Raw genomic sequence first — 14,455 nt, 5'->3', positions numbered from 1 at the left:
TCATTTTGATAGAGAACAGTTGAGAAAGGAGACGGAATGTTTATCGAAAAACAATTGGGTCAAGATCGGAAATGGATCAATATCGACTCGGATATGATTGCTGAAAACTCATATCTTTATAAAAAATACGAGATTGACAAAGAAACCATTGAGTACGCGATGGATAAGAACGAACGTGCCCATATGGATTATAATCGAGAAAACGGTACGATCACATTTATCTACAATGTATTGGATTTAGAAAAGGACAAGGAATACTACGAAACCATCCCTATGACCTTTATCGTTCAAGATACGCGACTCGTGACCATCAGTAACCAGGACAATGCCTATATCATTGAACAAATGGTTCGCTATTTGGAAAGCCATGGGGAGTTGTCGATCTATAAGTTGCTTTTTGCAGGTCTTGAAATGATCAGTAATGCTTATTATCCGATTATTGATCGCTTAGATAAGCACAAGGATGAACTCAATCGTTTGCTTCGAAAGACAACGACGACCAAGAATCTTTATGCCCTGTCTGACCTTGAGACCGGTATGGTGTATCTGGTCGCAGCAGCCAAGCAGAATCGGATGTTGCTAGAACATATTAAAGCGCATGCCATTTATCGCAGGATGAATGATGTTGAAAAAGAGCAGTTTGATGATGCCATGATCGAAGCGCGTCAGTTGGCTTCGATGACTGAGTTGATTTCCAATGTCTTGCAACAGTTGTCAGGATCTTACAACAATATCCTAAACAACAACTTGAATGACAACTTGACAACCCTAACCATCTTTGAAGCCTTGTTGGCGGTTTTAGCCGTTATCACCGGTTTCTTTGGAATGAATATCCCTCTTCCGATGACAAAGGATCCCAATGCTTGGATTTATGTATCCGTATGTAGCTTTATATTATGGCTCATTTTGGGAAAGGTTATGCGGTGGATTGTGAAACAAAGATAAAAAAGAGGCTTGGAGAAATCCGAGCCTCTTCGTATCTAGAATAATCTGAGAAATAGGAACCATCTAGACACCTGCCCTCCTCTCCAAAGAAGGGGCAGTGTGAATAGTTCATTGACTGTACAAAATCTTCTTGGAAATAGTAGGAGTAGATTTAATAGTACTGAGTGGTTCTAAATAAATCAGAACTTAGAATAAATCGTTGAATCAGATAAAATGATCCTATTTCTTTATACAGAAATATTTTAGATACTAACTGTATTATACATATTTATTTGTAAAAACGCAAGAACTACCAAAAAAAGTTTTTCCGAAGTTTTTATACTCCTATTTAAAGGGATTCTTGAACGGTGTCAGAAGAAAGTCAGCTAAATCTAGGGGAAACTGCCCTCTTGACTATTTTCAAGTTTTTAAAAATTTTTCCTAAAAAATAAAATTATTCTCCTTTGACTATCATTTGGTCGTCCATTGTGTTATACTAGATAAGTTGCAAACTTGTATGAGAGAAATGCTGGTGAGATGGAACAATTAGAAAAGGAATGTTGGTCAATCTCCCACAAGGAGGATCTTGGTGTCTTTTCGTTTGGAAAACGACTTTAATCAACCAAATCCGCTAGTGCGAAAACATTTTTCGCAGAAGGGAATTCCATAAAAAAACGATTGGGTTTTCCTTTAGATGAGTCTTGCGACAGGTAACCGGGAAGGAGACTTCCTATGCAATCAGTGCGTTTTCGCATTGAAAAGAAGTGTGATAAAGTGGCTTCGCACCACTTTTTAGAAAGAAGAAAGAATTGAAATTCAATGAATTTAACTTATCTGCTGAATTATTAGCAGAAATCGAAAAAGCTGGCTTTGTAGAAGCGAGCCCGATCCAGGAACAAACCATTCCGTTGGCTCTTGAAGGAAAAGATGTCATCGGTCAAGCGCAAACAGGGACTGGTAAAACAGCCGCTTTCGGTCTTCCAACTTTGGAGAAGATTGATGTCGATAACACAGTAATCCAAGCCCTTGTTATTGCTCCGACGCGTGAGTTGGCGGTTCAAAGTCAGGAAGAACTCTTCCGTTTTGGACGCAGCAAGGGTGTCAAAGTCCGCTCTGTCTATGGTGGATCAAGCATTGAAAAGCAAATCAAAGCCTTGAAGTCAGGTGCTCATATCGTTGTGGGAACCCCTGGACGCTTGCTAGATTTGATCAAGCGCAAGGCCTTGAAACTCGATCATATTGAAACCTTGATCTTGGATGAAGCAGATGAAATGCTCAACATGGGCTTTTTGGAAGATATCGAAGCAATCATTAGCCGTGTTCCAGAAACACGTCAAACCTTGCTCTTTTCAGCAACGATGCCAGAAGCGATCAAGCGTATCGGTGTTCAGTTTATGAAAGAGCCAGAACACGTTAAGATTGCGGCTAAAGAATTGACCACGGACTTGGTCGATCAATACTATATTCGTGTCAAAGAAGGCGAAAAGTTTGATACCATGACTCGATTGATGGATGTCGAGCAACCGGAGCTTGCCATTGTCTTTGGTCGGACGAAACGCCGGGTCGATGAATTGACGCGTGGCTTGAAGATCCGTGGTTTCCGAGCAGAAGGGATTCACGGAGATTTGGATCAAAACAAACGTCTTCGTGTACTTCGTGACTTTAAAAATGGGAACTTGGACGTCTTGGTGGCAACGGACGTTGCGGCACGTGGGTTGGATATTTCAGGTGTGACCCATGTCTACAACTACGATATTCCACAAGATCCAGAAAGCTATGTTCACCGGATCGGACGGACAGGTCGTGCTGGGAAAACAGGGCAATCCATTACCTTTGTTTCGCCAAATGAAATGGGCTATTTGCAAATCATTGAGAACTTGACTAAAAAGCGGATGAAGGGAATGAAACCTGCAACAGCAGCAGAAGCCTTCCAAGCGAAAAAACAAATAGCGCTGAAGAAAATTGAGCGAGACTTTGAGGATGAAAAAATCCGAACGAACTTTGAGAAGTTTGGTAAGGATGCTCGCAAATTGGCTGCAGAATTCACTCCTGAAGAGCTGGCTATGTATATCTTGAGCTTGACCGTTCAAGATCCAGACAGTCTTCCAGAAGTTGAAATTGCGCGTGAAAAACCATTGCCATTTAAACCATCTGGTGGTGGCTTTGGTGGGAAAGGCAAAGGGGGCCGTGGAAATGGCCGTCGTGGAGACCAACGCCGTGACCGAAATCGCAGAGATGACCGTGAAGGTGGACGCCGTGATTTCAAACGCAAGTCGAATAAAAATAGCCGAGACTTTGAAGGTAAAGGCAACAAACGTCCTCATCGTACTTCTAATGAAAAGAAAAATGGCTTTGTCATCCGCAACAAAGGGGATAAATAAGTCCTAAAGACGGTCTAGCAATAGGCCGTCTTTTTAATGAAAATCAAAAATACAAGGGTTAACTAGCTGTTAACCCTTGTATATTTATAAGGAGACCTAAATGATAACTGACTCTTTTAGAAAAAATGTATCATGATAAGGAGCATCCTAAAAAAGTCAGAAAACAGAAAGAACGGATTCCTAAAACGGAATGTTTCTGTTAACATATTAAGTTTACAATTATTTCTAAGCTTTGTCAAGTTTTTTTTCTTATATTTTTAAAAATTTTTAACGAAAAAGATAAAAATTGACAATCTTAGCTAAAAGGTTATAATGAATATAATAACTATATCAATTATAAAGAGGTGGCGTCCATGGTGATTGCATTAAAAAACGATGATCTAGAAGTACAATGTAAGACATTTGGAGGGGAATTGAGCTCCATTCGTAATAAAGAAGGCATAGAATATCTCTGGCAAGGGGATCCAGAGTATTGGTCAGGACAAGCGCCTGTTTTGTTTCCAATTTGCGGAAGCGTTCGTAATGGCCAAGTACAGTATCATCTAAAAGATGGAGTGAAGACCGGTCAGCTGCCAAGACACGGTCTCATTAGGAAGAGAGAGTTTGAACTCAAAGAACAAACAGACCATCGTCTTGTCTTTGAAATCACCTCTAACGAAGAGAGCCTGCAAAATTATCCCTACCATTTTCGAGTTGAAATCGTTTATGAATTACAAGGGAAAGAAATCACCATCACCTATCGTGTACAAAATCTAGAGTCTGATCAAGTCATGCCTTATTTCATTGGAGGGCATCCAGCCTTTCATTGTCCCCTTTTAGCAGATGAAGACTATGAAGACTACGAGTTGATTTTTGAAAAAGAAGAAAGCTGTAGCGTCCCTCTCTTGTTCACAGAAACTGGATTGGTCGATCGCCTGCAGCGGACGCCATTTTTCGATCATAAGCGTAGCCTACCTTTGCGACATGAACTATTTGAAAAAGATGCCATTATTTTAGATCAGTTAGCCTCTAAATCTGTGAAGCTTATCTCGAAAAAATCAGGTAAAGGTTTGGAATTTGATTTTGCAGATTTTGAAAATCTGGTCCTTTGGTCTACTAATAACAAGGGGCCCTTCATTGCCTTAGAGCCTTGGACAGGTATTTCCACATCTGCAGAAGAGGGCGATTTCTTCGAAGACAAAAAAGGTGTGATCCAGTTGGACCCTCAAGAGACACGGAGTCATCAGTACCGTATCACCATTTTGTAAATGAAAAACCGTTGGACTATGGAGTCCGACGGTTTTTTTTGATATAGTTTAGCTTAGCTTGGCGTGATTTCTTTTTAAAGAGAGCCTCGGCAGACATAGCAGAGGGTTTATCTGGATAGGATTCTTTGTAAAGAAGTTTAACGGGGAGGCGAGCCCGTGTGTATTTGGCGCCTTTTCCAGCATTGTGAGTCTTTAAGCGTTTTTCGATATCCGTGGTGTAGCCAGTGTAGAGGGAGCCATCCGCACACTCTAAAACATACATGTAAGCCTTAGTTCCCATAGTAGATCTCATGAATCTCGTCTGTATAGCTGCCATCTTCATTGTGAATAAAGAGAGGAGGCAGAATTTTTAAACCATCCAGTGAGCCATCCTTGATCGCCTCAATCAATAACATATTCGCCTCTTTGGTCACTTTTGGATAGACAAACTGGATCCGCTTAGGTGCAAGATTGTAACGCTTCATGGTTTCGATGATATCTAAAAAGCGATCTGGACGATGGACCATCGCTAAGCGACCATTTGATTTGAGAACCCGCTGGGCCACATGGCAAATCTCATCTAAATTCGTGGTAATTTCATGCCGGGCTAAGAGGTAGTGTTCACTCTCATTGAGATTGGAATGCTCATCAACCTTGAAATAAGGAGGATTGCAAAGGATAATATCCACCTTACTCCCCTTGATATGTCGAGGCAAGTGCTTGAGGTCATCGGTGATCATGGACATTTGCTGGTTCAAGCCATTGAGGGCAATCGAGCGGGTAGCCATATCTGCTAAACGTTCCTGAATTTCTACACCAAGGATCTGAGCCTCTGTTCGGGTACTTGCAAATAGTCCCACAGCTCCATTTCCAGCGCAGAGATCCACGATCAATCCTCGCTTGGGCAATTTTGGAAAACGCGAGAGCAGGACGCTATCCACGGAGTAACTAAAAACTTCCCGATTTTGTATGATTTTTACATCACTTGAAAAGAGTTGGTTGACGCGCTCGCCGTCTTTTAATTCGATATCTGTCATGGCTCTATTATAGCATGAAAAGAGGCTCGGGGAAAGATCGTTAGAACATAAAAAGTTGAGAGTTTTTCTCTCAACTTTTTTTAATCAAATTCATATTTTTGTAGAATCGTTGTGAGGATAAAGACTCCTGTAAAGATGGCCATCAATGCCAGATAAACTGGGAAAGTAGTGGCTGTAAGGAGTGAAATCTCGATCAAGTTTTTCAATACGACCGCAGACGCGTAGAATCCTACAACAGAGAAGAGGATGAGGAGGGCTCGCCAGATATTTAGTGGCAGGCAAGCACGGATGACAGATAGGAAACCGATGGATCCAAGTAAGTAATAGGATACAGTAGACATATCGGCTGCAGACCAACCATGGCTTGCTCCCCAAAGGCGAATGAACAAGACGCTAAAGACGACCATCAAGGCGCTTGGTAAGGCTAACAGAAGGGAACGTCTTAAGAAGTGTTTTTCAACCGGTTTGATATTGCGTTCAAAGGTCAACACAAATGGTGGGAATCCTTCGACGAATTGGTCAATTAAGGTGATTTGAATAGGGATGAATGGAAAAATCAGCAAATAATTGACGTTGAAGAAAAGGGCACTGGCGATACAGATAATAGCCAAGAGGAAGGAATAGATCGTTTTGATGAAGAAAATCGGAGCGATTCGCCCAATGTTATTGACCACACGACGACCTTCGAATAGAATTTCTGGAACATCATTAAAGTCAGAGTTCAAAAGAACAATATTTGCAATTTGACGGGTTGCAGGATCTCCTTCAGCCATTACGATGGAGCAGTCAGCTTCACGAAGAGCGAGGATATCATTGACCCCGTCTCCAGTCATAGCTGTCGTCCGACCAGCTGCTTTCAAGGTTTGAATGAGCAGTTTCTTTTGGTGAGGGGATACGCGTCCAAAGATGGCTGTTTCCTCTGCTTGATCCACTAATTGATCATCAGAAATTTTGGAACAATCGATGTAGTTCTCATAATTTCTGAAGCCCGCTTGTTGAGCGATATAAGAGACCGTCACAGGGTTATCACCGGAGATGATCTTAAGATCCACGCCTTCAGAGCGCAAATACTCAAGAGTATCTGAAGCCCCTTCACGAATGGGGTCCGTAATCTCAATAACGGCAATCCCTTCAAGATTTTCAGGCAGTTTCAATTCCTGCATGCTGATCTGTTCTGAACTGTGGGCTAAGACGAGAACGCGCGATCCACGGCCTTGTGCTTCGACGACAGCAGTTGGATTTTCTTGAAGGAGCATTTCAGGAGCACCGAGAAAGACGGTGCCAAGATTGGAGAGGTGCATGGCTCCCCATTTCCGATCACTTGAGAAAGGAATAATGTTTTCTGCAGTATAAGCATGCTCCAACTCCCCATAAGCCTTGCGAATAGCTTGAGCAGTAGGATTGGTGTCCTCACTATTTTGCATGTAAGCAGAGAGGATGACCTGGATCGTTTCCTCAGAAAAATGTTCGGATAAGCTATGGAGAGCTTCGACTGTCATCTTCCCTTGAGTGATGGTCCCGGTCTTATCTAGACACAAGGTATCCACACGCGCCAGGGTTTCGACGGAATACATTTCTTGAACAAGGACCTTGCGCATGCCGAGCTTAATAACCGCCGTCAAAAGAGACGTAACCGTCAGTAGGGCAATTCCTTTTGGCAACATTCCCAGGAGAGCTGTGGAAGAATTCACGACAGAATCCTTGATCGGTAGCATCTTGATCAACAATGCTTCAAAGAAGAGGGCAAGGCCAAATGGGATGATAATTTTCCCAGTAAAGCTAGAGATTTTCGCTAAATTATAGAGAATACGCGAATTGATAGGCTTCAAGGTTTTGGCTTCCATCATCAGTTTGTTGGCATAGTTGTTTGCCCCAACTCGCTTGACCCGGGCATAGACTTGACCACTTGCGATAAAACTTCCAGAAAGCAGTTCATCACCAACTTCTTTTAAGACCAGGTCACTCTCACCAGTCAGCATAGCCTCATTAGCTTCTGCGATACCGGACATGACTTCGGCATCACTAGGGATCTGCTCACCCGAAGATAAAAGCATTAAATCACCTAGAACAAGCTTTTCTGGTGGAATCGCATCTTTTTCCCCGTCACGAATGACAGTCACTAGCTCACGACTCATGAGGTTGAGCTTATCAATCATCCGCTTGGCGCGCATCTCGGTCATGATCCCTGTAATGGCATTGAAGCAGATGACTGCGAAAAAGATCATATTGCTCCAAGCCTGTACAGCAGCCAAGGCCAGAGCAATCACAAAGTTTAAGGTATTAAACAAGGTGAAGACGTTGCGCTTGATAATTTGCCAGGTACTGGTACTTGTATTCGTTTTAAAATCATTGGTTTGTCCGCGATCCATTTTCTTGCGGACTTCACTGAGGGACAAGCCCTTTAAATCAATAGTTTCCATAGACAATATGATATCATTTTTTTGAGAAAAAGACTATCTAGAATCGGTCCGCTGAGACAATTTTTATCTAAAAAAGGTTTGCGGTCAAAATCAGGATACGGTATAATAAGAAAGAACCTTTTACAGGATGGAACATCTTGTAGAGAGACGAATGAAATGGATTTGAGGAACAACTATGTTTTATACCTATTTACGTGGCCTTGTTGCCTTTATTCTGTGGGTTTTAAATGGGAATGCCCATTACCATCATAAGGACAATATTCCAGATCGGGAAGAGAACTACATCTTGGTATCGCCTCACCGGACTTGGTGGGATCCGGTCTATATGGCCTTTGCGACCAAGCCAAAGCAGTTTATTTTTATGGCGAAAAAAGAGCTCTTCACCAATCGTATTTTTGGCTGGTGGATTCGCATGTGTGGGGCTTTTCCGATCGACCGTGAAAATCCAGGAGCAGAAGCCATTAAGTATCCTGTCAATATGCTGAAAAAGAGCAACCGTTCTTTGATTATGTTCCCAAGTGGAAGCCGTCATTCTCAAGACGTCAAAGGCGGTGTTGCCATCATTGCCAAAATGGCTAAGGTCCGTATCATGCCAGTGACTTATACTGGTCCAAGAGACTTGAAAGGGTTGGCAACGGGTGAACGCATTGATATGAACTTTGGACATCCCATTGATATTTCGGATATTAAAAAGATGAATGACGAAGGAGTGGCAGAAGTTGCTCGCCGTATCCAAGAGGAGTTTGACCGCTTGGATGCGGAAGCACAAGCGATCAACACCCCAACAAAACCTTTTATCTTGATTCGGTTGTTAAAAATCCTTTTGATTCCCCTTGTCTTAGTCGTGGGCATCTTGACCTTGCTCTTTAGTTACCTAGCAAGCTTTGTATGGGATCCAGACAAACATCGGAAAAACAAGTAAAAAAACTGAGAGTTTTTCTCAGTTTTTTTTATTTTTACGAATAATAAAAGTGAGAGGAGGTTTCTTATGGAGGATATCATCGAAAAAATCAAAGAATATAAACTCTTTTTTGCTCTTACTGCTATTGGACTCTTACTTGGAGGGTATTTTCTTTTTCATCGACCTCAGTCAAGTGCATCCACTATACCGGATCTTTATCAGGCTTCTAGTTCAACTTCGAGCAAAGAAAAGGTGCAGACCACTAGTTCCAAAGAAGAAAAGACGGCGACTTCTGTGTCTGATGCACCCGAGATCATTACGGTCGATGTCAAAGGAGCCGTCAAACAACCAGGTGTCTATGAGTTGCGCTTCAATAGCAGAGTCCACGATGCCATTCATAAGGCAGGCGGGATGACAGCAGATGCCAATAGCCAATCGGTCAACTTAGCGCAAAAACTCTCCGATGAAGCAGTGATCTATGTTGCTAAAGAAGGAGAGGATGTTCCAGCACTTGGAAGTTCAGAAAGTTCCGCAACTTCGTCAGCATCAGCAGAAAAAACAGGCAAGGTCCATTTGAATCGAGCGACCGAATCAGAGCTCCAGACAGTATCAGGCATTGGCCAGAAACGGGCCCAGGACATTATCGCCTATCGCGAGGCAAATGGTCCTTTTCGATCAGTGGATGATCTGAAGAATGTTTCAGGAATCGGAGAGAAAACACTGGAGAAACTAAGAGATGCTTTCACGGTGGATTAAAGACCTTCCTTTTTCGCTTGTCCATCTCGCCTTTTTGCTCCTATGGCTGTATTTTAGTATCTATCAACCATCTTGGCTTTCGATCAGCGGTCTAGTAGTAGTGGGAGTTTTAGCGCTTCATCACTATAAAGGGGATCGCTCAAGTTTGCTAGGGCTTGCTTTAGCAACCCTTTGTTTTGCGGCCTTCTTTGTCTTTCAGCGACTACAGGATCATCCAGTACAAGCAGAAAGTCAGCCCCCATCCCACTTACGCCTGATTCCAGATACCATCAAGATCAATGGGGACAAGCTGTCTTTTCGTGCTAAAAATCAGGGAAGGACCTACCAAGCCTTCTATACTTTAAAATCAGAAAAAGAAAAACAGCAGTGGCAAAGTCAAACCCACTTGCTGGAGTTGACATATAAAGGTGTCATAGAAGAACCAGAAGGGCAGCGAAATTTTAGAGGATTTGACTACCGGTCTTATTTGGAAACACAGGGAATTCACTATCAAATAAAAATTGAAGCGATCCAATCTGCGGTTCCCATCCAAACGTGGAATGTTTTTGACTGGCTATCTCAATGGAGGCGCCAAGCCATTGTTTGGAGCAAGGAGCACTTTCCACAGCCGATGAACCAGTATATGACCGGCCTTCTTTTTGGTTATTTAGATACGGATTTTGAAGAGATGGATCAGCTTTACACGAGTTTGGGCATCATCCATTTGTTCGCCTTATCTGGGATGCAGGTCGGCTTTTTCATCAATGGGATCCGGAAAGCTCTCTTACGTCTAGGAATCTTGCAAGAGACAGTCGATATCTGGATGCTTCCAATTTCTTTGGTCTATGCTGGCTTGACAGGTTTTTCAGTTTCAGTGGTTCGTAGTCTCTTGCAGAAGATCCTCTCTCAAAAGGGGATCCGAGGGATGGAGAATATGGCGATGACCTTGATGATCTTAATGGTGCTCATGCCCAAGTTTCTTCTGACAGCTGGAGGGGTCTTGAGTTGTGCCTACGCCTTTATTTTGACCTTGGTAGATACCAGTTCTTATTCAGGACTTAAAAAGCTACTAGTGGAAAGTTTCTGGATTAGCCTGGGAATTTTGCCCCTTTTGACCTATTACTTTAGCGTCTTTCAACCCTGGTCACTCCCTTTAACCTTCCTCTTTTCTTTCTTATTTGACCTTGTCCTTCTTCCAGGTTTAACGGTGCTATTTATCTTATCGATTCTAAAGCCCCTTACAATTTTTAACAGTTTCTTTCTTCTCATAGAGGAGTGTATTCGTTGGATTTCAAAGCTCACGTCGCTACCTTTGGTATTTGGTCAGCCGACGGGACCAGCTCTGATCGCTCTCTTCCTTCTCTTAGGGATCTTGTATGATCTTCGAAAGCAAAAAAAACGTCGTTTCCTGTTAATAGGTATGATTCTACTCATCTTTTGTTGGACCAAGCATCCTTTAGAAAATGAGATCACCATGGTGGATATCGGTCAAGGAGACAGTATCTTTTTACGCGATTGGAAAGGAAGAACCATATTGATTGATGTCGGAGGACGTGTCACTTTTAAAAGTGGAGAAAAGTGGCAAGAGCGCAGTCAATCTGCCAATGCGGATCAAACCTTGATTCCCTATCTCAAGAGTCGAGGTGTTGGAAAACTCGATGCTTTGGTCTTGACTCATACAGACCAGGACCATATGGGCGATATGGTGGAGGTTGCCAAACAAATCCCAGTTAAAAAAGTGTATGTCAGTCCAGGTAGTCTAACTAATTCTCAATTTAGAGAGAAATTGAAACAGCTTCATAGTCCGATTAAAGTAGTCCAGAGAGGAGATCAACTTCCTATTTTTGATCATCATCTAGAAGTCTTATCACCTGATGAAGTGGGGGATGGTAAAAATGATGATTCGATTGTCCTCTACGGGCAGTTCTATCAGAAACGATTTTTGTTCACAGGTGATCTGGAAGAAGCCGGAGAGAAGAAACTATTGAAAAACGATCCACAATTACAAGTAGATGTCTTGAAAGTAGGCCACCACGGTTCTAAAGGTTCCTCTAGTGATGTGTTTTTAGATCAGTTACATCCTCAGTTGGCCTTGATCTCTGTTGGAAAGAAAAATCGCTACCAACATCCCCATAAAGAATTGCTCGATCGTCTAGAGGAACGCTCTATTTCTTATCTTCGTACCGATGAAAGGGGAGCAATTCGCTTGATTGGGTGGGACCATTGGAGGGTAGAAACGGTCCGCTAGAGACGAGGAGAGGTTTGCTTTCTATGCTGAAAATTGCTATTATAGAAAGTGAAATCAATGTAAAGGTAGAATCGTATGAACGCATTTAAGCAATTTTGGATACAGTATGCAGATTTTTCAAGTAAGACCAGTCGGGCCCATTTTTGGCTAGCTTTTTTCTGGAATTCCCTGATTTCTTTGCCTCTTTGGGTTTTTTACATCGTGACCTCTTTATCCCATCAAAATGCTCAAGAAACGCTCAATTTTTCAACTGTTCATTCTAAGACAGGTTTATGGGCGCTCGCTTTCTTAGCATTCTTTTACTTCCTCATTTTAGTACCCAGTCAAGCCATTTGTGTACGTCGCTTGCGGGATGCGGGAATCCATTGGTCTTGGATCTTTTTGAATCTTGGTCCGGTTCTGCTCTATTTGTTGACGGGGCTAGATATTTTCCTATTTCTTTGGGGGATTACAGTTATTTCTCTCTTGATTCTCATGATGCTTCCAGGGAAAAACACCTTCCCACAACCAGTAGAAACTCCTATGGGAGTGGCTTCTGAACCACAGGTCACAGCGACAGGGGGGAGCTTTGGAGGCAACTCGTTTGAGCAAATTCCAAATTTTGTAGCAGCACCTGATTTATCTGATGAAAAACCACCATTGGAACAAAGAATGGCTGCTGAACACGAAATCCACTAGACTGATAGAGATAAGAGAGTTTCATGCAAGCAATTACCGACACTAGACATCTGACGGTTCAAACTCTGCCTCCTATTCTTGTCTTGACGGGTGAGGATGTAGGTCAATTTGAATGGTTAAAAAAAGACATTTTAAAAAAAATAGGCTATGATCCCTCAGATTTGAATTATTCTTATTTTGATATGAAGGAAGCCTCCTATGCTGAGGTCGAGCTGGATTTGGTCAGTCTTCCTTTTTTTGCAGATGAAAAAATCGTGATTTTGGACCACTTATTGGATCTAACCACTGCCAAAAAACGCAATTTAACAGATGAAGATCTGAAGCAATTTGAAAACTATCTGGAAAATCCTTCTGAATCGACCCGTTTGGTGATATTTGCAGAAGGAAAATTAGATAGTAAGCGCCGCTTGGTCAAACTCCTAAAACGGGATGCCCAGATCATTGAAGCGACCACTCCTAAAGAGCAAGATTTAAAGCGTTATTTTTCTGGTCAGGCGCAAGAATTGGGCTTACACTTTGTGGGCGATTCCTTGGACCAGCTGCTCTTAAAATCTGGCTATGATTTTGGAGAGTTACAGAAGAATCTCGCTCTATTGCAGGCTTACAAAGAAGATGGTCAGATTACCCTCCAAGATATCGAGGAGGTTGTTCCAAAGTCCTTGCAAGATAATATTTTTGATCTGACACAGATGATTCTCAAACGCCAAATCGATCAAGCCCGGAATTTGGTTAAGGATCTCCGCTTACAAGGAGAAGATGAGATAAAATTGATCGCTATTCTGTTGGGGCAATTCCGAATGTTTTCTCAAGTTAAAATTTTCTCAGAAGAAGGCCAATCCGAAAGCCAAATTGTAGCGAGCTTGTCGGACTTGTCAGGACGCAAGGTCAATCCTTACCAGGTGAAGTTTGCCTTACGGGATAGCCGCAGGCTTTCCCTATCCTTTTTGAAGCAGGCTATGATGACTTTCATCGAGACGGATTTTGCGATTAAAAGTGGAACATATGAAAAAGACTACTTATTTGATTTGGCCCTGTTGAAAGTAGCGAATAGCGTCTAAATACGAATGAAATCGCAAGCAGATTAGTTGAATAATTTAGCTGTTTGAGTTATCATCAAGTCAGTAATAAAGAAAAGAGGACCATAAAATGGCTATCATTTTACCAGAATTACCATATGCTTATGATGCATTGGAACCTTATATCGATGAAGAAACCATGCATTTGCACCATGATAAACACCATCAAACATATGTAAACAATGTGAATGCAGCTCTTGAAAAACATCCTGAAATTGGAGAAGACCTTGAAAGCTTGTTAGCTGATGTTGAATCCATTCCAGCTGACATTCGCCAAGCTGTGATCAACAATGGTGGTGGTCATTTGAACCACGCTCTTTTCTGGGAATTGATGACTCCAGAACAAACAGCTCCTTCAGCAGAACTTGCTGCAGCGATTGATGCTACATTTGGTTCATTTGAAGACTTCAAAGCAGCCTTCACAGCAGCAGCAACGACACGTTTTGGTTCTGGCTGGGCATGGTTGGTTGTTAACAAAGAAGGCAAACTCGAAGTAACTTCAACAGCAAACCAAGATACACCAATCTCTGAAGGTAAAACACCAATCCTTGGTTTGGATGTTTGGGAACATGCCTACTATGTAAAATACCGTAACGTACGTCCTGACTACATCAAAGCTTTCTTCTCAGTGATCAACTGGAATAAAGTTAATGAATTGTTTGCAGCAGCAAAATAATAAAATGAAGGAATCTATAAGAGCAAGTATTGGCTCTTATAGATTTTTTTATTTGCATCCGAAAAATCGGAGTATAATTTCTTGCGTTTGGTCAGGAAAATGATACACTAGTAGGAGTGTGTCTTACTTGTCTGAAGCCTGGTTTGAAGGGCC

Annotated in this window: 12 protein-coding genes; 9 read left to right on the top strand and 3 right to left on the bottom strand. The window is 42.1% G+C overall.

Features of this window, described 5'->3' with window-relative positions; translation table 11 throughout:
* The first annotated feature begins 36 nt into the window (after positions 1-36).
* The 3 genes from RDV49_RS09045 to RDV49_RS09035 all read left to right on the top strand — a co-directional run bounded on the left by RDV49_RS09045 (position 37) and on the right by RDV49_RS09035 (position 4,552).
* The gene (locus tag RDV49_RS09045; RefSeq protein ID WP_003006305.1) at positions 37-945 is read left to right on the top strand and encodes a magnesium transporter CorA family protein; all 909 of its coding nucleotides are present in this window, start codon (positions 37-39) and stop codon (positions 943-945) included.
* A gap of 788 nt (positions 946-1,733) precedes the next feature.
* Positions 1,734-3,305, top strand: coding sequence for a degradosome RNA helicase CshA (cshA, locus tag RDV49_RS09040; protein WP_003006308.1), 1,572 nt, complete (start codon positions 1,734-1,736; stop codon positions 3,303-3,305).
* 353 nt (positions 3,306-3,658) lie between these two features.
* Positions 3,659-4,552 (top strand): aldose 1-epimerase family protein, encoded by an 894-nt coding sequence (locus RDV49_RS09035; RefSeq protein ID WP_003006311.1) that lies wholly within the window; start codon positions 3,659-3,661, stop codon positions 4,550-4,552.
* 16 nt (positions 4,553-4,568) lie between these two features.
* Here RDV49_RS09035 and RDV49_RS09030 read toward each other — a convergent pair whose 3' ends face one another.
* The 3 genes from RDV49_RS09030 to RDV49_RS09020 all read right to left on the bottom strand — a co-directional run bounded on the left by RDV49_RS09030 (position 4,569) and on the right by RDV49_RS09020 (position 7,988).
* On the bottom strand, positions 4,569-4,832 hold the full coding sequence (locus tag RDV49_RS09030) for a GIY-YIG nuclease family protein (RefSeq protein WP_003006314.1): 264 nt from the start codon (positions 4,830-4,832) through the stop codon (positions 4,569-4,571).
* Entirely contained in the window at positions 4,822-5,568 is a 747-nt protein-coding gene (locus RDV49_RS09025) for a tRNA1(Val) (adenine(37)-N6)-methyltransferase (protein WP_003006317.1), read from the bottom strand. Before RDV49_RS09025 ends, RDV49_RS09030 begins: the two co-directional genes overlap by 11 nt.
* Positions 5,569-5,648: 80 nt before the next feature.
* A complete protein-coding gene (locus RDV49_RS09020; protein WP_003006320.1) occupies positions 5,649-7,988 on the bottom strand; it encodes a cation-translocating P-type ATPase in 2,340 nt (779 codons plus the stop codon).
* Positions 7,989-8,163: 175 nt separating this feature from the next.
* On the opposite strand from RDV49_RS09020, the gene RDV49_RS09015 reads away from it, so the two are divergent.
* The 6 genes from RDV49_RS09015 (at position 8,164) to sodA (ending at position 14,302) form a co-directional block, all read left to right on the top strand.
* A complete protein-coding gene (locus tag RDV49_RS09015) occupies positions 8,164-8,910 on the top strand; it encodes a lysophospholipid acyltransferase family protein (RefSeq protein WP_003006324.1) in 747 nt (248 codons plus the stop codon).
* Between the two features lie 66 nt (positions 8,911-8,976).
* Positions 8,977-9,645, top strand: a complete 669-nt coding sequence (locus tag RDV49_RS09010) for a helix-hairpin-helix domain-containing protein (RefSeq protein WP_003006327.1) — start codon at positions 8,977-8,979, stop codon at positions 9,643-9,645.
* Positions 9,626-11,872, top strand: coding sequence for a DNA internalization-related competence protein ComEC/Rec2 (locus tag RDV49_RS09005; protein ID WP_003006329.1), 2,247 nt, complete (start codon positions 9,626-9,628; stop codon positions 11,870-11,872). Before RDV49_RS09010 ends, RDV49_RS09005 begins: the two co-directional genes overlap by 20 nt.
* A gap of 75 nt (positions 11,873-11,947) precedes the next feature.
* Positions 11,948-12,550 carry a DUF805 domain-containing protein gene (locus tag RDV49_RS09000; RefSeq protein ID WP_003006331.1) on the top strand — a complete coding sequence of 201 codons (603 nt, stop codon included), beginning with the start codon at positions 11,948-11,950 and terminating at the stop codon, positions 12,548-12,550.
* Between the two features lie 23 nt (positions 12,551-12,573).
* Positions 12,574-13,608, top strand: coding sequence for a DNA polymerase III subunit delta (gene holA, locus RDV49_RS08995; protein ID WP_003006333.1), 1,035 nt, complete (start codon positions 12,574-12,576; stop codon positions 13,606-13,608).
* An 88-nt stretch (positions 13,609-13,696) separates the two neighbouring features.
* The gene (gene sodA, locus RDV49_RS08990) at positions 13,697-14,302 is read left to right on the top strand and encodes a superoxide dismutase SodA (RefSeq protein WP_003006336.1); all 606 of its coding nucleotides are present in this window, start codon (positions 13,697-13,699) and stop codon (positions 14,300-14,302) included.
* Positions 14,303-14,455 lie beyond the last annotated feature (153 nt).

Source organism: Streptococcus parasanguinis (assembly GCF_031582885.1).
Lineage (GTDB): Bacteria > Bacillota > Bacilli > Lactobacillales > Streptococcaceae > Streptococcus > Streptococcus parasanguinis_M.
The sequence above is the reverse complement of the archived record's forward strand: the minus strand, read 5'-3'. Positions and strand labels throughout refer to the sequence as shown.

What these genes read in the sequence shown, in the direction of transcription:
- RDV49_RS09045 (WP_003006305.1), top strand. Translation starts at nt 37, where the DNA reads ATGTTTATCGAAAAACAATTGGGTCAAGATCGGAAATGGATCAATATC.
- RDV49_RS09035 (WP_003006311.1), top strand. Translation starts at nt 3,659, where the DNA reads ATGGTGATTGCATTAAAAAACGATGATCTAGAAGTACAATGTAAGACA.
- RDV49_RS09030 (WP_003006314.1), bottom strand. Translation starts at nt 4,832, where the DNA reads ATGGGAACTAAGGCTTACATGTATGTTTTAGAGTGTGCGGATGGCTCC.
- RDV49_RS09025 (WP_003006317.1), bottom strand. Translation starts at nt 5,568, where the DNA reads ATGACAGATATCGAATTAAAAGACGGCGAGCGCGTCAACCAACTCTTT.
- RDV49_RS09020 (WP_003006320.1), bottom strand. Translation starts at nt 7,988, where the DNA reads ATGGAAACTATTGATTTAAAGGGCTTGTCCCTCAGTGAAGTCCGCAAG.
- RDV49_RS09015 (WP_003006324.1), top strand. Translation starts at nt 8,164, where the DNA reads ATGTTTTATACCTATTTACGTGGCCTTGTTGCCTTTATTCTGTGGGTT.
- RDV49_RS09010 (WP_003006327.1), top strand. Translation starts at nt 8,977, where the DNA reads ATGGAGGATATCATCGAAAAAATCAAAGAATATAAACTCTTTTTTGCT.
- RDV49_RS09005 (WP_003006329.1), top strand. Translation starts at nt 9,626, where the DNA reads ATGCTTTCACGGTGGATTAAAGACCTTCCTTTTTCGCTTGTCCATCTC.
- RDV49_RS09000 (WP_003006331.1), top strand. Translation starts at nt 11,948, where the DNA reads ATGAACGCATTTAAGCAATTTTGGATACAGTATGCAGATTTTTCAAGT.
- holA (WP_003006333.1), top strand. Translation starts at nt 12,574, where the DNA reads ATGCAAGCAATTACCGACACTAGACATCTGACGGTTCAAACTCTGCCT.
- sodA (WP_003006336.1), top strand. Translation starts at nt 13,697, where the DNA reads ATGGCTATCATTTTACCAGAATTACCATATGCTTATGATGCATTGGAA.